The organism is Aquaspirillum sp. LM1, from assembly GCF_002002905.1.
In the GTDB taxonomy this organism is placed as follows: Bacteria; Pseudomonadota; Gammaproteobacteria; order Burkholderiales; family Aquaspirillaceae; genus Rivihabitans.
This window is the reverse complement of the sequence record NZ_CP019509.1, coordinates 731,415-755,732: the sequence shown is the minus strand read 5'-3', so window position 1 is coordinate 755,732 and position 24,318 is coordinate 731,415. Positions and strand designations below refer to the sequence as shown.

At 62.3% G+C, this 24,318-nt stretch carries 22 protein-coding genes; 17 read left to right on the top strand and 5 right to left on the bottom strand.

Features of this window, described 5'->3' with window-relative positions; genetic code table 11:
* The first annotated feature begins 301 nt into the window (after positions 1-301).
* The 10 genes from moaA (at position 302) to BXU06_RS03310 (ending at position 12,187) form a co-directional block, all read left to right on the top strand.
* The gene (gene moaA / locus BXU06_RS03355) at positions 302-1,276 is read left to right on the top strand and encodes a GTP 3',8-cyclase MoaA (protein ID WP_077296817.1); all 975 of its coding nucleotides are present in this window, start codon (positions 302-304) and stop codon (positions 1,274-1,276) included.
* Between the two features lie 54 nt (positions 1,277-1,330).
* Positions 1,331-1,984 carry a carbonic anhydrase gene (locus tag BXU06_RS03350; RefSeq protein ID WP_077296815.1) on the top strand — a complete coding sequence of 218 codons (654 nt, stop codon included), beginning with the start codon at positions 1,331-1,333 and terminating at the stop codon, positions 1,982-1,984.
* Positions 1,981-3,948, top strand: a complete 1,968-nt coding sequence (locus BXU06_RS03345) for a type IV pili methyl-accepting chemotaxis transducer N-terminal domain-containing protein (RefSeq protein WP_171982099.1) — start codon at positions 1,981-1,983, stop codon at positions 3,946-3,948. The genes BXU06_RS03350 and BXU06_RS03345 overlap by 4 nt, the downstream gene beginning before the upstream one ends.
* Before the next feature lie 50 nt (positions 3,949-3,998).
* Entirely contained in the window at positions 3,999-4,655 is a 657-nt protein-coding gene (locus BXU06_RS03340; protein WP_077296813.1) for a response regulator, read from the top strand.
* A 156-nt stretch (positions 4,656-4,811) separates the two neighbouring features.
* Complete coding sequence (locus tag BXU06_RS03335; protein ID WP_077296811.1) at positions 4,812-5,984, top strand: cell division protein ZipA C-terminal FtsZ-binding domain-containing protein; 1,173 nt, start codon at positions 4,812-4,814, stop codon at positions 5,982-5,984.
* Positions 5,981-8,410 carry an NAD-dependent DNA ligase LigA gene (gene ligA, locus BXU06_RS03330; RefSeq protein ID WP_150125084.1) on the top strand — a complete coding sequence of 810 codons (2,430 nt, stop codon included), beginning with the start codon at positions 5,981-5,983 and terminating at the stop codon, positions 8,408-8,410. The genes BXU06_RS03335 and ligA overlap by 4 nt, the downstream gene beginning before the upstream one ends.
* A gap of 122 nt (positions 8,411-8,532) precedes the next feature.
* Positions 8,533-9,402 carry a UTP--glucose-1-phosphate uridylyltransferase GalU gene (gene galU / locus BXU06_RS03325; RefSeq protein ID WP_077296809.1) on the top strand — a complete coding sequence of 290 codons (870 nt, stop codon included), beginning with the start codon at positions 8,533-8,535 and terminating at the stop codon, positions 9,400-9,402.
* Between the two features lie 109 nt (positions 9,403-9,511).
* On the top strand, positions 9,512-10,054 hold the full coding sequence (locus tag BXU06_RS03320) for a hypoxanthine-guanine phosphoribosyltransferase (protein WP_077296807.1): 543 nt from the start codon (positions 9,512-9,514) through the stop codon (positions 10,052-10,054).
* 478 nt (positions 10,055-10,532) lie between these two features.
* Entirely contained in the window at positions 10,533-11,345 is an 813-nt protein-coding gene (locus BXU06_RS03315; RefSeq protein ID WP_077296805.1) for a uridine kinase, read from the top strand.
* A gap of 11 nt (positions 11,346-11,356) precedes the next feature.
* Entirely contained in the window at positions 11,357-12,187 is an 831-nt protein-coding gene (locus BXU06_RS03310) for a molybdenum storage protein subunit alpha (RefSeq protein WP_077296803.1), read from the top strand.
* A 221-nt stretch (positions 12,188-12,408) separates the two neighbouring features.
* Here BXU06_RS03310 and BXU06_RS03305 read toward each other — a convergent pair whose 3' ends face one another.
* On the bottom strand, positions 12,409-13,803 hold the full coding sequence (locus BXU06_RS03305) for an FAD-binding oxidoreductase (protein ID WP_077296801.1): 1,395 nt from the start codon (positions 13,801-13,803) through the stop codon (positions 12,409-12,411).
* An 82-nt stretch (positions 13,804-13,885) separates the two neighbouring features.
* Here BXU06_RS03305 and serA point away from each other — a divergent pair, with 82 nt between their 5' ends.
* Complete coding sequence (gene serA, locus BXU06_RS03300; RefSeq protein WP_077302626.1) at positions 13,886-15,115, top strand: phosphoglycerate dehydrogenase; 1,230 nt, start codon at positions 13,886-13,888, stop codon at positions 15,113-15,115.
* A 97-nt stretch (positions 15,116-15,212) separates the two neighbouring features.
* On the top strand, positions 15,213-16,937 hold the full coding sequence (locus tag BXU06_RS03295) for a bifunctional diguanylate cyclase/phosphodiesterase (protein WP_077296799.1): 1,725 nt from the start codon (positions 15,213-15,215) through the stop codon (positions 16,935-16,937).
* 34 nt (positions 16,938-16,971) lie between these two features.
* Here BXU06_RS03295 and gluQRS read toward each other — a convergent pair whose 3' ends face one another.
* Complete coding sequence (gluQRS, locus tag BXU06_RS03290; RefSeq protein ID WP_253189513.1) at positions 16,972-17,883, bottom strand: tRNA glutamyl-Q(34) synthetase GluQRS; 912 nt, start codon at positions 17,881-17,883, stop codon at positions 16,972-16,974.
* Positions 17,884-17,953: 70 nt separating this feature from the next.
* Between gluQRS and fdxA the strand changes: the two genes are divergently transcribed.
* Positions 17,954-18,292: a ferredoxin FdxA gene (fdxA, locus tag BXU06_RS03285; protein WP_077296795.1), complete on the top strand. Its 339-nt coding sequence runs from the start codon at positions 17,954-17,956 to the stop codon at positions 18,290-18,292.
* A 35-nt stretch (positions 18,293-18,327) separates the two neighbouring features.
* On the opposite strand, the gene BXU06_RS03280 is transcribed toward fdxA, so the two are convergent.
* The 3 genes from BXU06_RS03280 to BXU06_RS03270 form a co-directional block, all read right to left on the bottom strand.
* On the bottom strand, positions 18,328-18,948 hold the full coding sequence (locus BXU06_RS03280; protein WP_253189512.1) for a chemoreceptor glutamine deamidase CheD: 621 nt from the start codon (positions 18,946-18,948) through the stop codon (positions 18,328-18,330).
* A gap of 83 nt (positions 18,949-19,031) precedes the next feature.
* Positions 19,032-19,382 carry a response regulator gene (locus BXU06_RS03275; protein WP_171982098.1) on the bottom strand — a complete coding sequence of 117 codons (351 nt, stop codon included), beginning with the start codon at positions 19,380-19,382 and terminating at the stop codon, positions 19,032-19,034.
* 221 nt (positions 19,383-19,603) lie between these two features.
* A complete protein-coding gene (locus BXU06_RS03270) occupies positions 19,604-20,746 on the bottom strand; it encodes a PAS domain-containing sensor histidine kinase (RefSeq protein WP_171982097.1) in 1,143 nt (380 codons plus the stop codon).
* 209 nt (positions 20,747-20,955) lie between these two features.
* Between BXU06_RS03270 and BXU06_RS03265 the strand changes: the two genes are divergently transcribed.
* The 4 genes from BXU06_RS03265 to cheZ all read left to right on the top strand — a co-directional run bounded on the left by BXU06_RS03265 (position 20,956) and on the right by cheZ (position 24,294).
* Entirely contained in the window at positions 20,956-21,903 is a 948-nt protein-coding gene (locus BXU06_RS03265) for a chemotaxis protein (RefSeq protein WP_077296788.1), read from the top strand.
* A 43-nt stretch (positions 21,904-21,946) separates the two neighbouring features.
* Entirely contained in the window at positions 21,947-22,882 is a 936-nt protein-coding gene (locus BXU06_RS03260) for a chemotaxis protein (RefSeq protein ID WP_077296786.1), read from the top strand.
* Positions 22,883-22,952: 70 nt separating this feature from the next.
* Entirely contained in the window at positions 22,953-23,348 is a 396-nt protein-coding gene (cheY, locus tag BXU06_RS03255; protein ID WP_077296784.1) for a chemotaxis response regulator CheY, read from the top strand.
* A gap of 19 nt (positions 23,349-23,367) precedes the next feature.
* A complete protein-coding gene (cheZ, locus tag BXU06_RS03250; RefSeq protein ID WP_077296782.1) occupies positions 23,368-24,294 on the top strand; it encodes a protein phosphatase CheZ in 927 nt (308 codons plus the stop codon).
* Positions 24,295-24,318 lie beyond the last annotated feature (24 nt).

The window sequence follows — 24,318 nt, the reverse complement described above, 5'->3', positions numbered from 1 at the left end:
TCCTCCCCGGCCTAGGGGATTGGCGCTCAGGGGCGGCATTGCGCCGCCCCTGAGCCGCTTGGTGGGTGCCGCCAACCCACCGTGTGCGCCCTTCAAACCCTCCCGAACGGCGATGCCGTCCACGCTTGCTTTCCCTGCCTGAAGGCCGAGGTTTGCCATGCATCCGCTCAGGCGGCACTAGTCCAAATGGCCAGTCCTGCCCTCCCCGGATGGCCAGCTGTGCCCGCCCCCACGCATGGCTATGATGGTGGCGGGGGGCAACAGCCGTTGCCATCCGGTGTCCATGCAGGAGTAAGGGGCGATGCTACAAGACCGTTTTGGCCGGCGCGTGGATTATGTGCGGCTGTCGGTAACCGACCGCTGTGATCTGCGCTGCAGCTACTGTATCCCCAAGGGTTTCAAGGATTTTGCCGAGCCGGACAACTGGCTGACCTTTGACGAAATCGAGCGGGTGATGGCGGTGTTTGTCCGCCTGGGCACCCGGCGGGTACGGCTGACCGGGGGCGAGCCGCTGTTGCGGCGCGGGGTGATTGAGCTGGCCGGGCGGCTGGCGGCCTTGCCGGGGCTGACCGACTTATCCCTGTCCACCAACGGCACCCAGCTGGCGCAGTACGCCGGGCGCTTGAAGGCAGCAGGGGTAGCGCGGCTGAATGTCAGCCTGGATTCCTTGCGCCGCGACTGCATGGCCGAGGTCACCGGACGCGACAGCCTGCCACAGGTGCTGGCCGGACTGATGGCGGCCAAGCAGGCCGGGCTGACGCCGATCAAGATCAATATGGTGGCGATGAACGGGGTGAATGCCGACGATATTGAATCCATGGTGGCATTTTGTATCGAACACCAGTTCATTCTGCGCCTGATTGAAGCCATGCCGATGGGCGACAGCGGGCGTAGCGCGGCGTATCTGGATTTACAGCCCGTGCTGGCCGGCCTGCGCCGGCGCTTTGGCCTGCAAGCGCACACCGCCACACTGGGCGGCGGGCCGGCCAATTACTGGGGCACCGCCGATGGCCGCTTCACCCTCGGGGTGATTACCCCGATTTCCCAGCATTTTTGCGCCACCTGCAACCGGGTGCGGCTGTCGGTGGAAGGAACCTTGTACCTGTGCCTGGGTCAGGAGGCCAGTGTCCCTTTGCGTCCGCTGCTGCGTCAGGGCATCAGCGATGCCGGGCTGGAAGCCGTCATCCGCCAGGCCATCGAACGCAAGCCCGAACGCCATGTGTTTACCGAAGCGCCAAGCCAGATCGTGCGCATCATGGCCAAAACCGGTGGCTGAAGGTGGGGCGCAAATGCTCTATGCTGTTTCCGACTGATTTCCTGATGGTGACCCATGCCCTCTATCGAACAATTTCTTTCCGGCTTCCGACGTTTTCAGCAGCAGTACTACCTGGACAACGACACCCTGTTTGCCAACCTCAAGCACGGCCAGCATCCCTCCACCCTGGTGGTGGGATGCTGTGATTCGCGGGTGGACCCGCTGATGCTGACCGGCAGCGAGCCGGGCGAGCTGTTCATTGTGCGCAATGTGGCCAATTTGGTGCCGCCATGCGAGAACGACAGCCATTACCACGGCGTGTCGGCGGCGCTGGAATTTGCGGTGATTTCGCTGCAGGTGGAGCGGATCATCGTGCTGGGCCACGCTGGCTGTGGCGGCATTCGTGCACTGATGCAGGGGGTGACCCACGAAGATCAGCATGGCGGGTTTCTGGCCAAGTGGCTGAGCATTGCCGAACCGGCACGGGAGTTTGTGCTGGCCCGCCACGCGGATCTTGATCCGGCGGCACAGCTGGCCATGGCCGAACGCATGTCGATTCTGGTCAGCCTGGACAATCTGCTGAGCTTCCCCTGGGTGCGCAACCGGGTGGACGCCGGCAAGCTGCAGCTGCTGGGCTGGTATTTTGATATTCAGGAAGGCGCGCTGTATGGCTTTGACACCACCAGCCGGCGCTTTTTGCCGCTGGTGTGCCCACTGGAAGTCAAGTGACGGTCAACGCCGATCCACTCGCCGAGCAGGATGTCCCACTGGCTGGCGGGCTGCCGCTGTCGCGCCAGCTGACGGTGAAAATCCTGTTCAGCTTTATCTCGTTCTTGCTGCTGGCGCTGACGGCGATTGGTGCCACCCTGCTGCTGTCCTGGCAGCTGGAAGGCGGGGCAGCGGCCATCAACGACGCCGGCAGCCTGCGCATGCGCACGTTTCAGCTGGCGCGAGAGCTGGACCAGGTGGCCCGCCAGCCGGCCAGTGTGGTGCAGCTGACCGAGCGGATTGGCCGCTTTGAACAAACCCTGCAACGGCTGGAGCAGGGCGACCCCGCCCGCCCGCTGCTGGTGCCACGCCGGCCAGATATTCTGGCCGAACTGGACCTGGTGCGCCGCCACTGGAACACGCGGATGCGCCCGATCCTGCTGGCCGCCGCCAGTCAGGCGCAGGGCAGCGCGGTGCAGGTGAGCGCGTTTGACCGTGAAATCGAGCCATTTGTCAGCAAGATCGACCTCTTGGTCGGCGATATCGAACAGCACAATGCGCGCAAGACCGAATGGCTGCGGCTGTGCCAGACCCTGCTGGCCACTTTGGCCGTACTGGGCACGGTGGCGCTGATTTATCTGATGTTCCTGCTGGTGATCCGCCCACTGGAGCGGCTGCACCTGGGTATTCAGCGCCTGGCCAAGGGCGATTTTTCCAGCCGGGTGCCGGTGGAAACCCAGGATGAATTTGGCGAAGTGGCCAGCGGTTTCAATGACATGGCCCGCCGGCTGGCCGAGGCCAATGCCACGCTGGAGTTTCAGGTAGAAGCCAAAACCGCCAAGCTCACCGAAAAAAACCGCGAGCTGTCGCTGCTTTACGAAATTGCCGCGTTTCTGAACCAGCCCGCCACGCTGGAGGAGCTCAGCCAGGGCTTTCTCAACCGGGTGCTGCGCGCCTTTGCCGCCGATGGCGGCGCGGTGCGCCTCAGCGACACGCCGCATGGCATGCTGTTTCTGGTGGCGGAAAGTGGGCTGCCCGACGGGCTGCGCCAGCGCGAGCACTGCCTGCCGATTGGCGAGTGCATTTGCGGCGAGGCCGCCGCCAGCGGTGCCGTGCGCATTGAACAGCTGCATCTGCTTGACGACGCCGGGCGCTACGACTGCCAGCGCGCCGGCTTTGCCGTGGTGTCGTCGTTTGCCATCAGCACCCAGTCGCGCCTGCTTGGGGTGTTTAATCTGCACTTTCGCCAGCCGCGGATTTTTACCCGGCAGCAACAGCAACTGCTGGAAACCCTGGGGCAAAATCTGGCGGTGGCGCTGGATAACCAGCGGCTGGCGGCCAAGGCACGCGAGCTGGCGGTGCTGGAAGAGCGTAATCTGGTGGCGCAAGGTCTGCATGACAGCATTGCCCAGGGTTTGTCGTTTTTAAACCTGCAGGCGCAAATGCTCGACGACGCGCTGCGCCGCGACGACCGCGCCGCCATGGGCGACAGCCTGGCGCAGATTCAGGCCGGCGTGCAGGAAAGCTACGACGATGTGCGCGAGCTGCTGACCAACTTCCGCACCAGCCTGGCAGCAGTAGATTTGTTCGCCGCAGTGGATGCCATCCTCGAACGCTTTCGCCGCCAGACCGGCTTGCGGGTGGAAGTACAACGCGAGGGCGGCGGCGCGCCGCTCTTGCCCGAGCAGCAATTGCAGTTGTTGTTCATTTTGCAGGAGTCGCTGTCCAATGTGCGCAAGCACGCCCGCGCCAGCCGGGTGGTGGTGCGCATTGAGGACGACCGCGACGTGCGCCTGATCATTCGCGACGATGGCGTGGGCTTTGATGCGCAGGAAGTGGCGGCGCGTCCCAGCGGCCATTTTGGCCTGGCCATCATGCGCGAACGCGCCCAGCGCGCTGGCGCAGCACTGTCGATCGAGCCGGTTGTGCCGCATGGCACCCTGGTGTGCCTGCATTTACCCCACCAGCACCGCCTGACCGCCTGAGCGGAGCGGATTGTGATAGATAAGCAAACAGATAGATAAAAGGAATCCCGGTGACCTCTACCCCCATCCGCGTGTTATTGATCGACGACCACACCCTGTTTCGTAGCGGCGTGCGCGCGCTGCTGGCCCGCCAGGCCGATATCGACGTGGTGGGCGAGGCGGACAATGGCCATGAAGGCATCAAGCTGGCCACTGCGCTGCGCCCGGATGTGGTGCTGCTGGACCTGAACATGCCCGGCTTGTCCGGCGTGGAAACCCTGCACCTGCTGCTGCAGGACTGTGCCGGGCTGGCCGTGGTGATGCTCACCGTCTCGGAAGACGCCCACGACCTGGCCCAGGCGCTGCGCGCGGGCGCGCGCGGTTATTTGCTGAAAAACATCAACGCCGAATTCCTGATCCAGGCGATTGGCCGCGCCGCCGCCGGCGAATCGGTGATGAGCGAGGCAATGACCACCAAGCTGATGGAACAGTTTCGTCTGGGGGGCTCGCCCGCGGTGGCACCGCCGTCAGAAGGCGACCGCCTGACCCCGCGTGAGCGCGAAATCCTCACCTTTCTGGCCAGGGGCGACAGCAACAAGGAAATTGCCCGCAGCCTGGCGCTGGCCGAGAGCACGGTGAAGATTCATGTGCAGAACATCCTGAAAAAACTCAACCTGAGCAGCCGGGTGCAGGCGGCGGTATTTGCCGTGGAACACGGATTGGCCTGACCAATTTTTCGTAAAACACCCGGCAATCCCCCCTGAAAGACGCTTTTTTATCCATTTAACTGGCCGGATTGTTCATGCAAGGTCTACGCACGATGGATGCATTGGTTATAATGGCGGCGATAACAACATAACCCTATTCAGGGTCGGTAGCGGCGAATGAGTGATTTCCAACTCGGCATCCTTGCGCTGGGCGCAGTGGTGATTGGCGCGGTATTCGGTTACAACTGGTTCCAGGAGCGGCGGTTTCGCCAACAGACAAAAACGGCATTCGAGCGCGAGCATCCGGATGTGCTGCTTGACGTGCCTGCCAGCCAGATGCGCGACAGTCGCGGCGTGGCCCGGCTGGAGCCGGCGCTGGACGACGACAGCATGACCAATCCGCTGGATCCGGTGCAAAACGAAGAGGCCGGCTCCACCCAGGCAGACACGCTGATCCGCTATGCCCAGGCCAACCCGGCCCCGGCAGAGGCGCAGGGCAGCAGCGAGGCGCTGGATGACGAGCCGGCGCTGTCCTCCATCGAACAGCAGCTGCTGATCGCCACCCTGCTCGACCCCATGCTGGATTTCATTGCTGAAATCCGCTTCGAGCAGCCGGCAGAACTGACCACCCTGCCAGGCTTTGCCACCGAAAAACGGGTGGAAATGCTCGGTAACACCCCGGATGGCGGCTGGGAGCGTGCCCGTGCGCGGCGCACGTATGCCCAGCTGAACATTGGCGTGCAAATGGTTGACCGCCGTGGCCCGCTGGGGGAAACCGAGCTGAACACCTTCTGCTCGCAGGTGCAGGAGTTTGCCGAACAGCATGGCTCCAACGCCAGCTTCCCGCTACGGCAAACCCGGCTGACCGCCGCCCGCGAGCTGGACCAGTTCTGCGCCGGGGTGGATGTGATGATCGGCCTGAACCTGCTGGCGGCTGCGCCATTTGACGGTGCCCGCCTGCGTGCGCTGGCCGAAGAAGCCGGCATGCAGCTGGAGGCCGACGGCAACTTCCATTACCTGTCTGACTCCGGCAATGTGCTGTACATGCTGTCCAACGCCGAAGGCACGCCGTTCAACGCCGATAGCCTGAACGACGGTGAATTCAAGACCCTCACCCTGCTGTTTGACGTGCCCAGGGTGGCGGGTGGCATTTCAGTGTTCGACCGCGCCGTGCTGCTGGCGCGCCAGCTGGCCGACGAGCTCGACGCCGACCTGATCGACGACAACCAGCGCCAACTGACCGAAAGCGGCATCAACACCATTCGCCACCAGCTCCAGCAACTGTACAGCCGCATGGATGATCGCGGCATTGCACCGGGCAGCGTGGCCGCACTTCGCCTGTTTGCATGATGGTTTCTCCCGACGTTCTCGCCGAGCGCGCAGCCCAGCTGCGCGCTCGGCTTTTGCACTACAGCCACGAATACTATGTGCTCGACGCACCCAGCGTGCCCGACGCCGAGTACGACCGGCTGTTTGACGAACTACAGGCGCTGGAACACGCCCACCCGGCGCTGCGCACGGCGGATTCGCCCACCCAGCGGGTGGGTGGTGCGCCTCTGGCGGCGTTTGCCCCGGTACGCCACCTGGTGCCCATGCTGTCGATTCGCACCGAAACCGATGTCACCGCCGCTGGCGCAGAGGCATTCGACGCCAGTGTGCGCCGCGAACTCGACCTGCTGCCGCTGGATGCGCCGGTGGAGTACGCCGCCGAGCTGAAGTTTGATGGCCTGGCGCTCAGCCTGCGTTACGAACATGGCGTGCTCACCCAGGCCGCCACCCGTGGCGACGGTGCCACTGGCGAGGATGTCACCCAGAATATCCGCACCATCGGCCAGATTCCGCTGCGTCTGCGCAGCGATGCGCCGCCGGCGGTGCTGGAGGTACGCGGCGAGGTGTACATGCGCCGCGACGACTTCGAGCAGCTGAATGCCCGCCAGCAGGCCCTGGGCGACAAAACCTTTGTCAACCCGCGCAACACCGCCGCCGGCGCAGTGCGCCAGCTCGACCCTGGCATTGCCGCCCAGCGCCCACTGTCGTTTTTTGCCTACGGGCTGGGCCAGGTGGAAGACTGGCCAAACGCGCCTGACCGGCATAGCGCGCTGCTTGATGCGCTGGCCGAACTGGGGTTTCCGGTATGCAGCGTGCGCGAGGTGGTCACTGGCGGTGCCGGGCTGGCAGCGTTTCACGCCAAAGTGGCGGCGCTACGCGACAGCCTGCCGTTTGATATCGATGGCGTGGTGTACAAGGTCAACCGCCTGGCACTGCAACAGCAGCTGGGCTTTCGCACCCGTGAACCGCGCTGGGCAGTGGCGCACAAATACCCGGCGCAGGAAGCGCTGACCGTGGTGGAAGCCATCGACGTGCAGGTGGGCCGCACCGGTGCGCTCACCCCGGTGGCGCGTTTGCAGCCGGTGTTTGTCGGTGGTGTGACGGTGACCAACGCCACCCTGCACAACGAAGACGAAGTGCTGCGCAAGGACGTGCGGGTGGGTGATACGGTCAGCGTGCGCCGCGCGGGCGATGTGATTCCGGAAGTGGTCAGCGTGGTGCTGGCGCAGCGGCCCATGCGCCAGCTGCCCGGCGCAGACCTGTTCAGCGACGGCGACAGCGAACCGCTGCATCCGCCCTACCGCCTGCCCGACCATTGCCCGGTGTGCGGCAGCCATGTGCGCCGAGAAGCCGGCGAGGCGATTACCCGCTGCGCGGGCGGGCTGAGCTGCCGCGCCCAGCGCAGCCAGGCGATTCAGCATTTTGCTGGCCGGCGGATGATGGATATCGACGGACTAGGTGAACGCTATATCGACACCCTGGTGGAGTTCGACCTGGTGCACCGGGTGGCCGACCTGTACCAGCTGACGCTGACCGACCTGCTGGACATGAAGCGCCGCGCCGACGAGCGCGACGGCAGCGTGCCAGACACGGTCAAGGCCGGCAAAATTGCCACCAAGTGGGCCGAAAACCTGCTGACGGCGATTGCCGCCAGCAAAACCCCGCCGCTGGCGCGCTTTCTGTTTGCCCTGGGCATCCGCCATGTGGGCGAATCCACCGCCAAAACCCTGGCCGACTGCCTGGGGCAGCTGGACTGGGTGCGCCGTGCGCCGGTGGTGGTGCTGGCGGCACTGCCGGATATTGGCGGCGTGGTGGCCGAATCAATTGCCGAGTTTTTTGCCGAAGCGGGCAACCAGGCCGAGCTGGACGCGCTGCTGGCCGCCGGGGTGACGCCACAACAGGCTGCCCACCCGGCGGCGCAATTGCGCCAATTGCTTAACCCGGTGACCCTGCTGGTCAAGCTGGCGATACCCCGGCTGACTGAGCTGCGCGCCACACAATTGCTGGCACAACTGCCCGACCTGGCGGCGCTGGCCAGCTTGAGCCGGCGCGAAGTCATTGCACTGGACCTGCCCGCCGAAGGGGTGAATGCGCTGGCCGACTGGCTGGACCAACCCGAACACCGCGCCACGCTGACCCAGCTGCTAGACTATCTGGCCGCGCTATGGCCAGCCATTCCTGAAGACAGCGCTGATGCGCTCGCGCTGCCGCTGGCCGGCAAGACCGTGGTGCTGACCGGCACCTTGCCCACCCTCAGCCGCGACGCCGCCAAGGCACGGGTGGAGGCCGCCGGCGGCAAGGTCAGCGGTAGCGTATCGAAAAAAACCGATTTTGTGGTGGCGGGCGCAGAAGCTGGCAGCAAGCTGGACAAAGCCCTGAGCCTGGGCGTGCCCGTGCTGGACGAAACCGCCCTGCTGGCCTTGCTGGCCGGCACCGCCCTGGAATAACCCCTACGCCATGGCACCGTTGTGGTGTTGGGTGGACGGCCTGCACAGGCATCCCCCAGCAAACGTTTGCCCTTGGCATGATTTTTTTGTTGCGCCACGCAGTTTCCCGGAGAAGCCCTCTCATGCAAGCCATTCGTAAAGCCGTATTTCCCGTTGCCGGCATGGGCACCCGTTTTTTGCCCGCCACCAAGGCCAGCCCGAAGGAAATGCTGCCGATTGTCGACAAGCCGCTGATCCAGTACGCGGTGGAAGAAGCGCTGGAAGCCGGCATGACCGACCTGATCTTCATCACCGGACGCAATAAACGGGCGATTGAAGACCATTTCGACAAGGCCTACGAGCTGGAAAACGAACTGGAAATCCGCAATAAGGAAAAACTGCTGGAAGCGGTGCAGGGCATTCTGCCCAAGTGGGCCTCGTGCATTTACATCCGTCAGCCAGAAGCACTGGGCCTGGGCCACGCCGTGCTGTGCGCCCGCCCGGCAATTGGCAACGAGCCATTTGCCGTGCTGCTGGCCGATGACCTGATCGACAGCCAGCCCGGCGCGCTGCAGCACATGGTAGCGCACCATCAGGCCACCGGCGCGTCGGTGCTGGGGGTGGAAACCGTTGCCCGCGAAGAAACCGCCAACTACGGCATTGTGCAGATTGTTGACGACCACGGCCACAGCCGGGTGGTGAGCATGGTGGAAAAACCCAAACCGGAGCTCGCCCCGTCCACCCTGGCGGTGGTAGGCCGCTACATCCTGCCCGGCAGCATTTTTGACAAGCTGCTGGAGGTGCGCCCTGGCGCGGGTGGCGAAATCCAGCTGACCGACGGCATTGCTGCCCTGCTCAAGGAACACCCGGTGCATGCGCTGACCCTGCCCGGCGTGCGCTATGATTGCGGCTCCAAGCTGGGCTATCTGAAAGCCAGCGTGGATTACGCGCTGAAACACCATGAAGTTGGCCAGGATTTTGCCAACTGGCTGCGCACCCACCCGGCGCGCTAAGCCAGACAGTTTTGCCCCGGTGGATCCCCACCCAAACCCCAGGCCCACCCCCGGCAGCCTTCCTGCCCCCGGTGGGCTGATTCATTTGAACCAAGCAAGAGAGATGCTCATGCCCAATGTTGCCGAAGCCCGTGGCCTGCTCAACAGCGCCGACGTATTGTTTACTGCCGAACAGGTGACAGCCGCCGTTGACCAGATGGCCACGGACATCACCGCCAAGCTGGGCGACAGCTACCCGCTGGTGCTGTCGGTGATGGGCGGCGCGGTGGTGTTTACCGGCCAGTTGCTGCCGCGCCTGGCCTTTCCGCTGGATTTTGACTATGTGCATGTGTCGCGCTACGGCGACAAGACCCGTGGCGGCGAGCTGGTGTGGCGGCAGGCACCAAAAGAAGACGTGCGCGACCGCGTGGTGCTGGTGCTCGACGATATTCTGGACGAAGGCGAAACCATGGCGGCCATTCGCGACAAGGTGATGGCCATGGGGGCCAAGGCATTTTACAGCGGGGTATTTGCCAATAAACTGATCAGCAAGGCCAAGCCGATTGCCGCCGATTTTGTTGGTATTGATGTGCCTGACCGCTATGTGTTTGGCTATGGCATGGACGTGCGCGGTGCCTGGCGCAATCTGCCGGCCATTTATGCACTGAAATAATCCGGGCCAGCCAGCGGGTGGCCAGATGCACTGCCCGCTGGCCATACAAGACATAAACGGCCACACCATGGTCTGGCCATTTCAGCCTGGACAGACGGGTGAATCCCTCTTTGCACCCTTCGCGTATATATCGCTTATCCCACGGTTTATCCTAAAAGCAGTGCTTCCTACACACGCATCGTCACCGGTTTTCTGCTGCAGCCAGCGTGGCCACCCTTTCCTCTGACAGGACTATTTTGTCTTGTTTTTCTTATGCTGCCCGGCACACCGTGGCCAGTCAGCTTTCCCCGGTTTTCCCGCCAGCGCTATTCTGGCCTGTGGTTGAATTTATACAGCGTGATCCCCTACGATCGTTTCATGATGCGTTGACGACAGGCACGCTCAACCATCGCTGAACACACGCTCGCCCCTCCCTGACCGGGCGCGCACCAGCCCGCCAAGACGGGCTGCCGTGTATCGAAATGACGAAAGGAACCCCATGACCCACACCACAGTGGAGCTTGAACAGCTCCTGATGCAGCGCTCGCTGACCGATGCGCAGCTGCTGGACGCCGCCGAAGCGTCGGCGGATTTCCGCATCCTGCCCGACGCCACGGTGCTGAAGATCGGCGGCCAGAGCGTGATCGACCGCGGCCGCGCCGGTCTGTATCCGCTGGTGGACGAAATCGTCGCCGCCCGGCAACAACACAAGCTGATGATTGGCACCGGCGCAGGCACCCGTGCCCGTCATCTGTATTCAATTGCCGCCGGGCTGAACCTGCCAGCCGGCGTGCTGGCGCAACTGGGCGCGTCGGTGGCCGACCAGAACGCTGCCATGCTGGGCCAGCTGCTGGCCAAGCATGGCATTCCGGTGGTGGGCGACGCCGGCATGTCCACCGTGCCGCTGTCGATTGCCGAAGTGAATGCGGTGATTTTCAGCGGCATGCCGCCGTACAAGCTGTGGATGCGCCCGGCGGCTGAAGGCGTGATTCCGCCCTACCGCACCGATGCCGGCTGCTTCTTGCTGGCCGAGCAGTTTGGCTGCAAGGCGATGATCTACGTCAAAGACGAAAACGGCCTGTACACCGGCAACCCAAAAACCGACCCGCACGCCACGTTCATCCCCAAAATTTCGGTGGACGACATGAAGGCCCAGGGCCTGCACGACTCCATCCTGGAATTCCCGGTGCTGGATCTGCTGAAATCCGCCCGCCACATCCGCCAGGTGCAGGTCATCAACGGCCTGGTTCCCGGCAACCTGACCCGTGCCCTGGCTGGCGAACACGTCGGCACCATCATCACCGCGAGCTGAGGCAGAACACCATGACAGACACTTCCAACACCATCAAACACATGGCCTCGCCGCTGGCCCGTCAAACCCTGCAGGATGGGACGCTCACCCGTCCGGTGGCCGGTGTGCGTCCCATCCGCCTGCTGCCCTGGCTGCAAGTGATCAAGATTGGCGGCCGCCTGATGGACCGTGGCGCGGATGCCATCCTGCCGCTGGTTGACGAACTGCGCAAACTGCTGCCGGAACACCGGCTGCTGATTCTCACCGGTGCTGGCCTGCGCGCCCGCCATGTGTTCAGCGTTGGGCTGGATCTGGGCTTGCCAGTCGGCTCGCTGGCCCCGCTGGCGGCCAGCGAAGCCGGCCAGAACGGCCATATCCTGGCGTCGCTGCTGGCCCCGGAAGGCGTGTCCTACGTCGAGCACCCGACCATCGCCAGCCAGCTGGCCATTCACCTGGCCGCTGCGCGTGCCGTGGTTGGCAGCGCCTTTCCGCCCTACCATCACCATGAGTTTCCCGACTCACGCATCCCGATGCACCGCGCCGATACCGGGGCTTTCCTGCTGGCCGACGCGCTGGGCGCTGCCGGGCTGACCATTGTCGAAGACGTGGATGGGGTGTACAGCACTGATCCGAATGGCCCGGATGGTCAACAGGCGCAGTTCCTGGCCGAAACCCGCCATACGGATCTGGCCAAGCAGCCTGGCTCGCTGCCGTTCGACCGCGCGCTGCTGGAGGTGATGGCCACCGCCCGCCATATCGAGCGCGTGCAAGTGGTCAACGGCCTGGTGCCGGGCCGGCTGACTGCCGCCTTGCGCGGCGAGCATGTGGGCACCATTGTTCACACGGGCGCACGTTCTGCCTGAACCTGCCTTGGCTGTCCACACCCCGGTGGGACAGCCATGTGCACCGGCTGTGGACAAGCCAGTCAATTCGCTGATTTTTCTGGATTTTCTACCTTTGCCCAATTTTTGGGCAACGGTTTCTGTCTTTATGCACACCATCCACACCCAGGCGGGAAAGTCATGTGCATGGGCTGTGGATACATGTGCCAGCCTGCTGATTATTAAGTTATTTTTACCGTCGCCTACTTTTTAGGCAGCAGTTTACCCGGATTCAGCACGCCATCCGGATCAAACACCTGGCGGATTCCCTGCAGATAGCCAATCTCGGCTGGGCTGCGGGTCACCGACAGATAGTCGCGCTTGAGCAGGCCCACACCGTGTTCTGCCGACATGCTGCCGTGATAGCGGGCCAATACGTCAAACACCAGGGTGTTCACCCGTTCGCAGTGGCCACGGAAGGTGTCGATGTCCATGTCCAGCGGACACAGCACATTGATGTGCAGATTGCCATCGCCAATATGGCCAAACCACACCACCTCAAATGTCGGGTATTCGCGCGCCAGCAGCGCGTCAAGTTCGGCAATAAACGCCGGTACCTGGGAAATCACCACGGAAATATCGTTTTTATACGGCGTGCGCGGGGTGATCGACTCGCTGATGTCCTCACGCAGCCGCCACAGCTCGCTGGCCTGCGCCACCGACTGGCTAAGCACGCCGTCGCTGAGCCAGCCAGCGCTGGCGCACTGCTCAAACACCGCCAGCGCCCTGGCTTCGCTGTCCGGCGCAGCGCAGTCCAGCTCCAGCAGCACGTAGTAGGGGGTGACGGTATCCAGTGGCCGGCGCACATGGCCGCGCGCCAGCACCGCCTGCAGCGCCGCTTCGGAGAAAAATTCAAATGCGTTTAATGTCAGTTCGCTGCGGAAAGCGTGGAACAGCCGCATGATGCCGTCCAGCGACGGCACCGCACACACCATCACCCTGGCCGGTGCGGGCGGACGGGTCAGACGCAGGGTGGCATCCACAATCAGGCCAAGGGTGCCTTCGCTGCCAATGAACAAATGACGCAGATCGTAGCCGGTGTTGTTCTTGATCAGCCCCTGGTTCAGTTCCAGCACCTCACCTGCGCCGGTCACCACGGTCAGCCCGGCCACCCAGTCGCGGAACATGCCGTAGCGCACCACCTTGATGCCGCCTGCGTTGGTGGCGATATTGCCGCCAATGCACGATGAACCGCGCGAAGCAAAATCCACCGGAAAATACCAGCCCTGGCTGCTGGCGTACTGCTGCAGGGTTTCGGTAATCACCCCGGCCTGGCAGCGCACGGTGCCGGCCACCGGGTCAAAATCGCTGATCTGGCGCATCTGCTCCAGCGACACCACCACTTCGCCAGCCATCGCGCACGCGCCGCCAGACAGGCCGGTGCGTCCGCCGGACGGCACCAGCGCCAGGTGCTCGCGGCGGGCCAGTTGCACCAGCGCAACCACTTCCGCCAGGCTGCGTGGAAACACCACCGCCGCCGGGGCTGGGGTGTAATAGCGGGTCCAGTCGCGGCCATATTGGGTGAGGGCATCAGCGTCGGTGCGGATGCGGGCCGGGTCGATCACGGTGGCCAGCCGGGTGGGCAAATCAGGAGGCATGGGCAACTTTCACAAGATGGGGATGGCAAAACACAGAATACCTGATAAATTTACTCAAGAATTGACCGAAAAGGAAGCCATCATGCAGACGTATTCGCTCGACAAAGCCAAAATCAAGGTGTTACTGCTGGAAGGGGTGCACCAGACTGCCGTGGACGCCTTTCAGGCCAGCGGCTATGTCACCCTGGATTACCGGGCCAAAGCCCTGCCGGAAGACCAGTTGTGTGAGGCCATTGCCGATGCGCACATTGTCGGCATCCGCTCGCGCACCCAACTGACCGACACGGTGCTGGAAGCGGCGCGCAAGCTGATGGCAATTGGCTGCTTTTGCATCGGCACCAACCAGGTGGACCTGGCCGCAGCCGCCCGGCGCGGGATTCCGGTGTTCAATGCCCCGTTTTCCAATACCCGCTCGGTGGCCGAGCTGGTATTGGCCGAAGCCATCCTGCTGATGCGCGGCATCCCGCAACGCAATGCACTGGCGCATCGTGGCGGCTGGATGAAGTCAGCCGACCATGCCTACGAGGTGCGCGGCAAAACCCTGGGCATTGTCGGTTACGGCCATATCGGTACCCAGATTGGCATTCTGGCCGAAGGCCTGGGCATGCAGGTGGTATTTTACGATATTGAAACCCGGCTGCCGCTGGGCAACGCCCGTCAGCTCACCCACCTGGACGCCGTGCTGGCCTGCGCCGACGTGGTCACCCTGCATGTGCCGGAAACCGAACAGACGCGCAATATGATTGGCGCAGCCCAACTGGCAGCAATGAAACCGGGCAGCCATCTGATCAACGCCTCGCGCGGCACGGTGGTGGATATCGACGCGCTGGCTGAGGCATTGCACGACAAGCATCTGCATGGTGCGGCGATTGATGTGTTTCCGCACGAGCCACAGGCCAATGGCGACGAGTTTCTGTCGCCGCTGCGCGGGCTGGACAATGTGCTGCTCACCCCGCATATCGGCGGTTCTACCCAGGAAGCCCAGGCCAATATTGGCGCAGAAGTGGCCAGCAAGCTGATTCGCTACTCGGATAATGGCTCGACACTGTCGGCAGTGAATTTTCCGGAAGTGTCGTTGCCGGCGCACCCTGGCAAGGGGCGGTTGCTGCATATTCACCGCAACCAGCCAGGCATGCTGGCACGAATCAATGCGTTGTTCTCCGGACAAAACATCAATATTTGCGCACAATACCTGCAAACCAGCGGCGATATCGGCTATGTGGTGATTGACACCGACAGCGCCGCCCCGGCAGCCGCCCAGGCCATGCTGCAGGCCATTGATGGCACCCTGCGCTGCCGTTTGCTGTATTAAGCCGCGCCGGATGCTGCAACGCATGATCAATCCCGCTGGTGCCTGGCCTGCCGCTCCCTTATGATAAGACTATTGCAAGCCGCCGGATGGGGTAATCATGACACAGCCAGATCCCTTCCACGATACGTTGCGGCGGGCCTTCGGTTCTGCCGAACTGGCCGGTATTGTGCAGTATTGCCACCAAGCCAGCCCGGCAGAAGTCAGTTCTGCCGTGGTGCGCCTGATTGCCCAACTGCGTGACGACGAAGTCACCCTGCCTGGTTTTGTGCCACACCGCGCCTGCCCCGGTCATCCGGGCGAATGTCAGCCAGAACTGCACGCCGCCTTCAACGCCATGGAAACCGAACTCAACCAGAGTCGGGCCACCCTCGCTCGTCTGAGTGCGGCGGTGGCGCGCCTGCGCGCGCGTTCGCCAGACTGGCAAGGTGGTGTCAGCCCCGACGAGCTGGCCGGCGGCCTGGAGCACTGGCTGCAGCGCCAGCCCGGCAATCCCAGCCTGAGCAAGCAGCGCGACACGCCGTACAGCGCCGCCGACCTGGCCATTTTGCTGCCAGACCGGCTGGCGCAAGGGCAGCCGTTCTCGATTTTATGCTGCAGCCTGGACCACTTTGCCGCGCTGCGCCTGCGCCACGGCAACGTGCTGGCCGAGCGCCTGCTCACCCAGCTGGGCCAGCGCCTGCTCAGCGCGGGATCACACGACCAGGTGATTCATCTGGGCCAGGACGAGTTTGCCATTCTCAGCCCGCATGTCGATGACGCCGCGCTGCATGCGGCGCGGCGGGTGTTGCAACGGGTGGGGGTCGAGCTGCGTGTGGAGGGCGAACGCTTTGCCTTGTCCGCCAGCATTGGCATCAGCCAGTTTCCGCAGGATGGCGACGACGGTGAAATCCTGCTGCTGCACGCCCGCCAGGCGGTCACCACCGCCCGTCAGGCCGGCGGCAACAGCTGGGCACGCTATTGCCCGGAGCACACCCCGGCGCATCAGGCGCGCGAAGCGCTGGAAAACGACCTGCGTCTGGCGCTGGGCCGGCCAGACGAAATGCACCTGCACTACCAGCCCATCATCAATTTCCGTACTGGCCAGGTGGTCAGCATGGAAGCACTGGCGCGCTGGCATCATCCCCGGCTGGGCATGGTCAGTCCGGAGCGCTTTATCCCGATTGCCGAGGAAAGCTCGCTGATCATTGCCCTGGGCCATCGCCTGCTGGACACCGCGCTGCGCCAATGGAAAACCTGGCAGCAGGCTGGCCTGCCGGCGGTGCCGATCTCGGTCAACCTGTCAGCCCGCCAGCTGTGCAAGGTGGATTTGCACGACGATATTGCCCAGTTGCTGGCGCGCCATCAGGTGCCGGCCAGCATGCTGCAGCTGGAAATCACCGAAACGGCGCTGGCCCAGGCCGGGCTGACGCCAATTACCCGCACGCTGGATGCGCTGGCCGATATGGGCATTTGCATTGCGCTGGACGATTTTGGCACCGGCTACGCCAATTTGCAGCACCTGTACCGCTACCGTCCCGACCATATCAAGATCGACCGCAGCTTCATCAGCCATATCGGCCTGGACACCCATAGCGAGCTGATCGTTGCCGCCCTGCTCGGGCTTAGCCACAATCTGCAGCTAGGCGTGGTGGCCGAAGGGGTGGAAACCCTGGAGCAGGCCAACTGGCTATGGCAGCACGGCTGTGATGTGCTGCAGGGCTTCTTGTTCAGCCGGCCACTGCCGGCACAGGATATGGCGCTCTACCTGCACAGCATGCCGCACACCAGCGCGCTCTGTCCGCTGCCCGAGGCGGCGTTCGACACGTCAGGCCGCCGCGCATAGCGGCTTGTCCTGGCCGGGTTGCCTGGGTGCGCGTTCAAGCCTCCTGTACCACCACCGGTGCCGCCGACACGCGTGACAACGCCCAGTGCGCCAATGCCCAGGCCCACAGCTCGGCCAGCCCGCCGCAATCAGCGGGCGGCGGATGGCCCAGACGGGTCAGCGCCAGGCGCAGCTCGGCAGCGGCGGCGTCGGGCCGGATCGCCGGGGCCAGCGTTTGCTTGCTAAGCTTCTCCCCGGCGGCATTGACCAGCACCGGCAAATGAACATAACGGGGCGTTGCCACACCCAGCGCCTGCTGCAGCACGATCTGGCGCGTGGTGGAATCCAGCAGGTCAGCCCCGCGCACCACCGCATTGACCCCCTGCCAGGCGTCGTCCACCACCACGGCCAGCTGATAGGCAAACAGCCCATCGGCGCGTTTGAGCACATAATCCCCCACACACGCCAACACATCCTGTTCGATCGGCCCATGCAGGCCATCCACCACACGGGTCAGCCCTGCCGGCACGCGTAGCCGCCAGGCGCGGCCTGTCCGGCCAGCTGCCAGGCCGGCACGGCACGTGCCCGGATAGACCACGCCATCCAGCCCGGCCTGACCAGCCAGGGCGATTTCCCGCCGGGTGCAAGCGCAGGGGTAGGCGCGCTGCTGGGCAACCAGATGATCCAGCGCCTGCTGATAAGCGTCCAGACGCTGGCTTTGGTATACCACCGGCCCATCCCAGGCAAAACCCAACGCTTCCAGCGTGCGCAAGATGGCCGCGCTGGCACCGGGCATTTCTCTGGGCGGGTCAAGGTCTTCCATCCGCAGCAACCACTCGCCGCCCTGACTGCGCGCCTGCAGATAGCTGCCCACCGCAGTGGTCAGCGAGCCGGCGTGCAGCAGGCCGGTGGGGCTGGGGGCAAAGCGCCCGCGATAGGGCTGGGCAGGAGGCATTGGGCAGGACATGGTGCAATCGTCGGCAAACAGGGTAGAAGCACGCTACGATACAAGAAACCCCTGCCTCAGGAGAACCCTCATGGCCTATGTGGTAACCGAAGCCTGCATTCGCTGCAAATACACCGACTGCGTGGCGGTATGCCCGGTGGACTGCTTCCGGGAAGGGCCAAATTTTCTGGTGATTGACCCGGACGAGTGCATCGACTGCACCTTGTGCGTGCCCGAGTGCCCAGTCAATGCCATTTACGCCGAAGACGACGTGCCGGCTGACCAGCAGGAGTTTATCGAACTGAACGCTACCCTGGCCAAGCACCCGGCCTGGCTGCCGATTGTCAACGTCAAGGCTCCGCTGCCCGATCACGCCGACTGGAAAGACGTCAGCCACAAGCGGGACGCGCTGGACCGGGGCGAAGGCTGAAGGCGGTGATGGCACCCGTGCTCTGCGGCACCGGACTAAAACACCTCACCGTCGGTCGGCTGGACTTCGGCTCGCAAACGGTGGCGGTATTCCAGTTCACGCTCGAAAATGGTGCGGTTATGCACCGCCCGGATGCCTCGAATCTTGGCCCGGCCACGACGCGCCTGAAAATATATTTTGCGCGGCAAGACTTCCAGCACAGCTTCTTCGTGCACCGGAATGCCTTCGGTGGCCAGGTAGTTGCGGGTAAACAGGATATTGCGCTCCCCCGGTGCACCCAGATACAGGCCTTTGAGGATATTGGCCCCGCCATACAAGAACGCCATCAGCCGCTCGCGGCGCGCGCCCTGCAGCAGCAAGGCGTCAATCAGCGATTCCAGCATATGGCTGCCATAACGGGCGGGCGCGTGCATGTCGGGATTCTGCGCATCCAGATCGGGCAACATGAAGTGCGCCATGCCGCCCACTTCTGCCACCGGGTCGTGCAGACAGATCACCACGCAGCTTCCGGTTACGGTCACCAGCAGCCAGTCTTCGCCGGTGGCCAGCATCTCGCCTGGCCACAGCTTGGTGGCCTCCAGGCCGAAATGGCGGTCAAAATACAGCTCGCGGGGCGGCTGGGTCTGGTTAAAAAAAGGAGATTGAGAAGACATCATTGCCGATTCAATTTCTGCGCCAGCGCGGGCGCAAATGAGACGATGCCGGCGGGGTGGAGCCCCGTGACGGCATCGCCACGGGGTTAACGACTTAATACGATGCTGAGAATGGCCAGCAGTTGCTCGGGCGCAAACGGCTTGGCCAGCCAGGCCTGAGCACCGGCTTTCTGCGCCATGTCGCGGATATGCAGGGCAGGCGCAGTAGACATCAGCACCATGGGCACCTGCCGGGTGTCCCGGCGTTTGCGCAACTGCTGAATCAGCTGGACACCGTCGGTACCCGCCATGATGTGATCAATCACACACACCGCAGGCGGCCCGTTGCGGTCCAGATCCGCTCGGGCCGCCTGGGCATGACAGGCTTCGCGCACCAGATAGCCCGCGCGGCGCAGGGCAAAGCCAGTGGTCTGGAGATGACATACCGAGTCATCCACCAGAAGGATGCTGATCGGACCTATTCTTGCTGATGGCACGTTTATCCAACACTTTCAATCAGTTATGTTATGGAGACTCACGCCGCCACTGACTGGAAGTTGGGCTGGCGCGCCGCCGTGCCAGAACAGGCATTCTGGATGCATAGCACGGACATGCCGACAGTATAGAATTCTCTCAATTTTTTTTCATGTCAATATCGTGGATGTTGGGATATTTTCTCTCAGCCAGTCGTGTGAACAATCGGTCGATAAGGCAATTGCAGGCGGAAACAGGCCCCGCGCAACGACGGTTGCAGGGTTAATTCGCCAGCAGAGGCTTCCGCTACACCACGGGCAATGGCCAACCCCAAACCGGTGCCATCGGCGCGGGTGGTAAAGAAAGGATCAAAAATGCGTTGCGCCACGTCGGCTGCCACACCGGGGCCATCATCTTGTACACTTAGCTGCAATACCGTGTCGTTACGCATCAGGCTCAGCCGGATCCTGCCGTTGGGCGGCGAAAAAACCAGGGCGTTTTCCAGCAGATTGACAATCGCCCCCAACAAGGCCTTGCTGTCGCTGTACAATTCAAGCTGTGGCGGCTCACCTGGCCAGTCCAGGGCGATGTCTCGTGCCTGGGCCTGTGGGGCAAATATCTGCTCGGCGTCAGCCAGCAAGCGGGGCAGTGCCACCCATTCGCGCGCCTGCACATGGCCCCGGACAAACCCGAGCATATCGCCCACCAGGCCTTCCAGCGCCCGCAGGCGGGTCAGGGCCTTGCCGGCAAATTTCAGCCGGTCGGCTTCATCGAGTGCCGGTCGGTTCAGGTGTGAGGTGTACAGCATGGCGGTAGCCAGTGGCGTGCGCAGCTGATGCGCCAGGGATGCCGCCATCCGGCCCATGGAGACAAAGCGCTCCTGCTGGGCCAGTTGCTGCTGCATCTCCAGCGCACGACTGACATCTTGCACCAGGATAATGGCCCCACCGTTGTCTGGCAGTGCCTGGCGCTGGATCAGCACCTGGCGAAGTTCACCGCCTGGCTGGCGATACGTAGTATGCTCATCGTCCGGATGGTGACTGGAAAAGCGTGCGGCACACACTTGCCATGGCTGGCCGGTCAGATCGTCGTCCAGCAACTGGGTGGCCGCCGGATTCTGGCGGATCACCTGCTCGCTGGCGTCGATTTCGATCACGCCTGCCGGAAGCATGTTGAGTAAAAGGGATAAACGCCCTAATAATGCAGTGTTTTCGGCCACCCGGCGCGAAAGTTGCTCATTGGCCAAGGCCAGTTGTTCAGAAAGATGGGACACCTGTTGCTGAATCGCCAGATAAGCGTCGATCAGTTGACCGGAAACCTGGGTAAAGCGGTCGAAGGCGTGTTCCAATCCGGCAGTTTGCGGAGGGTCCGCTGGGGTATCATGAGATCGCATATTTATTTATGACGTTTAGCACGCTTTTTTGATTACAATGAACGGAAAATCGTATCAGACTGCCCCTGACTTGTCCGGTGCGCGCCCACCAAGGGTGCCAACAGTCAAGAAAGTGGCGACATGTCCGATACAGTTACACAAAACAGCGTCTTGCGGAGCAGACTGTGTCTGAACTTCTGAAAAAAATTGATGCGCGAACCAAGCTCGCCGGCACCAACAAGCTTGAGATATTGCTGTTCTCGCTGGGCACAGACCAACGCACCGGTCGCCGCGAGACTTTCGGGATCAACGTGTTCAAGGTGCGTGAAGTCATGCGCACCCCGGAAATCACGGCGGCCCCGGAAATGACAGCCTCAGTTGAAGGTATGGTCAGCTTGCGCGGACAACTGGTCCCGGTCATCGACCTGGCCAAATACACCGGAATCATCACCGAAACCAAACCGGAAATCATGATCGTGACCGAATACAACGGCCACACTCAGGGCTTTCTGGTGGAAGCGGTGGACACCATCCTGCGCCTGGACTGGTCGCTGATGCGGGTACCGCCGGAAATGATCTCCAACCGGATGGGGGGTCTGGTCACGGCAGTGACCGAACTGAACGACCAGACGCTGGTGATGATGATCGACGTGGAAAAAGTGCTGGCGGAAACCACCCAGATCGACGACTCCTACCAGTTCGTCAACATCGAGCCGGTGTCGGTCCCACGCATGGTGTTCTACGCCGACGACTCCGCCGTGGCACGCAAGCAGATCGAACGCACGCTGGACGCCATGGGCATCCGTCATGCCGGTGCGATCAACGGTCGCCAGGCCTGGGAAGAACTGCAACGGCTGGCGGTGCAGGCGGAAAGCGCCCACCGTCCGCTGAACGAAATGCTGCACCTGGTGCTGACCGATGTGGAAATGCCGGAAATGGACGGCTATATCCTCACCAAGATGATCAAGACCGACGCCCGCTTTGCCGGCATTCCGGTGCTGATGCATTCCTCGCTGTCCGGACACTCCAACCAGAAACTGGGGCAGTCGGTCGGCGTGGACGAGTATGTGTCGAAATTTGAACCGCACAAACTCGCACAGAAGATTCGCCAGTTGCTCAAGCTGGACAACTGATCCGGGGCGCCCGATACCCCTTTACCTGAAAATAGGTTTAGAGATGACCTCTTCCGACGCTTCGCTACTTGCCAACATTGATGCCCGCACCAAGCTGGCCGGCTCCAACAAAATGGAGATCCTGCTGTTTACGCTGGGAACCCGCGAGATCTTCGGGATCAACGTGTTCAAGGTCCGTGAAGTTTCACAGACCCCCGAGATCACCAAAACCCCCAATATGCCGATGGGCGTACAGGGGGTGATCTCGTTGCGCGGCAACATTATCCCGGTGATTGCGCTGGACAAGTTCATCGGGCGCAGCAAGCCGGACAATACCTATGCCTCGATGATCGTCACCGAGTTCAACAAAAGCACCCAGGCCTTTCTGGTTGGGGAAGTGGACCGGATCATCCGGGTGGACTGGGACAAGGTGCGTGCGCCGGAAAACATGGTGTCCGCCAGTCAGCAGGCCATGATCACTGCCGTCACCGAGCTGGAAGACGGCAAACTGGTGTCGATTCTCGACGTGGAACAGATTCTGGCCAGCGTGATTGGCGAAACCCGCATCCCGGACATTCCCAAAGCCAATCTGGATGCTGACCAGTTCATCTTCTTCTGCGATGATTCCGTGGTGGCACGCAAGGAAATCACCGGTGTTCTTGATAAAATGGGCGTGAAGTACCATCAGGCCAATAATGGCCGTGAAGCCTGGGACCGCCTGCAGGCGTTCGCCAATCGCCCGTGGGGCGACAACGACAGTCTGCACGACACCCTCAAGCTGATTCTGGTGGACGCCGAAATGCCGGAAATGGACGGCTATGTGCTGACCCGGCTGATCAAGAACGACCCCCGTTTTGCCGACATCCCGGTCGTCATGCATTCTTCCCTGTCGTCCAATGCCAACCGGGCGATGGGCACCAGTGTCGGAGTGGACGCCTATGTCGCCAAATTCGAGCCGGCACTTCTGGCAGAGACCATGCTGCCATTTTTGCAACGATAATTCCATGTGAGCTGATTTAGAATCACGGCTTTCAACTTAACAACATCGGTTCCTCAGGACATCTACAAGCATGGTAGAAGCAGACAAAAATACCCGGTTCTTGATCGTGGACGACTTCTCCACGATGCGCCGCATCCTCCGCAACTTGCTCAAGGAGCTTGGTTTCACCAATGTGGACGAAGCTGAAGACGGCCAGGCCGCCTTGCACAAGTTGCGCACCTCCCATTTTGAATTCGTCGTGTCGGACTGGAACATGCCGAACATGACCGGCATCGAACTGCTGAAAGCCGTACGCGCCGACAACAACCTCAAACACTTGCCCTTCCTGATGATTACTGCGGAAGCCAAGCGTGAAAACATCATTGAAGCAGCCTCTGCCGGTGCATCGGGCTACATCGTGAAACCTTTCACGGCGGCAACCCTGGAAGAAAAGCTGTCCAAAATCTTCGTGAATCACAGCAAGTAATCGCAGCGGGAGAATCCACGTGTCTGACCACGTTCTGGAAAGTGGCGATTCGCCGGAGCTGGAAGCGTTGTTTGAAAACGCAGCCCATACAGCCAAAACACCGCCGCCCCCCCCGGTAGCGCCGATTGGCAGTGATGCTGGCGATTCGCCAGAGCTGGAAGCCCTGTTTGAAAGTGTCGCACGCACCGCTTCGCTGGAAACCCCGCCGGTCACCGCCAAGCCCTACGGCGACAATGGCGATTCCGACGAGTTACAAGCCCTGTTTGACAGCCTGGCGGCAGCTCATCCGCCTGAGCCGGATAATCCGCCTCCGCCCCTGCCCGAGATCCCCAAGCCGGATCCCCAGGTGCTGGAAATGTATACCCGTGTCGGGCAGATGACGCGCAAGCTGCACGATGCATTGCACGAACTCGGTTACGACAAGTCGCTGGAACGCGCGGCGTCCACCATCCCGGATGCCAAAGACCGGCTGGCCTATATTGCCTCGCTGACCGAAAACGCGGCCATGCGCGCGCTCAACGCCACCGACCATGCCGGTCCGCACCAGGACACCATGGAAAAAGGTGCGGTGGCGCTGTCGGTGGGCTGGGACAAGCTGTACGCCGGCCAGTTGTCGGTAGACGAATTCAAGCTCTTGTCGCAACACACCCGCGACTATCTGGCTTCGGTGCCAACGCACACCCAGGCCACCCGCACGCAGTTGATGGAAATCATCATGGCACAGGATTTCCAGGATCTGACCGGACAGGTGATCAAGAAAGTCGTCGAGATGGTGCAACACATGGAAAGCGAACTGCTGGCTTTCCTGATGGAATTCTCCGACAAGAAAGTGGAATCCAAAGACACGACCCTGCTCAATGGCCCGGTGGTCAAGGCAGAAGGGCGCACCGACGTAGTGACCAGTCAGCAACAGGTTGACGACTTGCTGGAAAGCCTGGGTTTTTAAGCCCCGCTCGCCCGCATCAAAAGA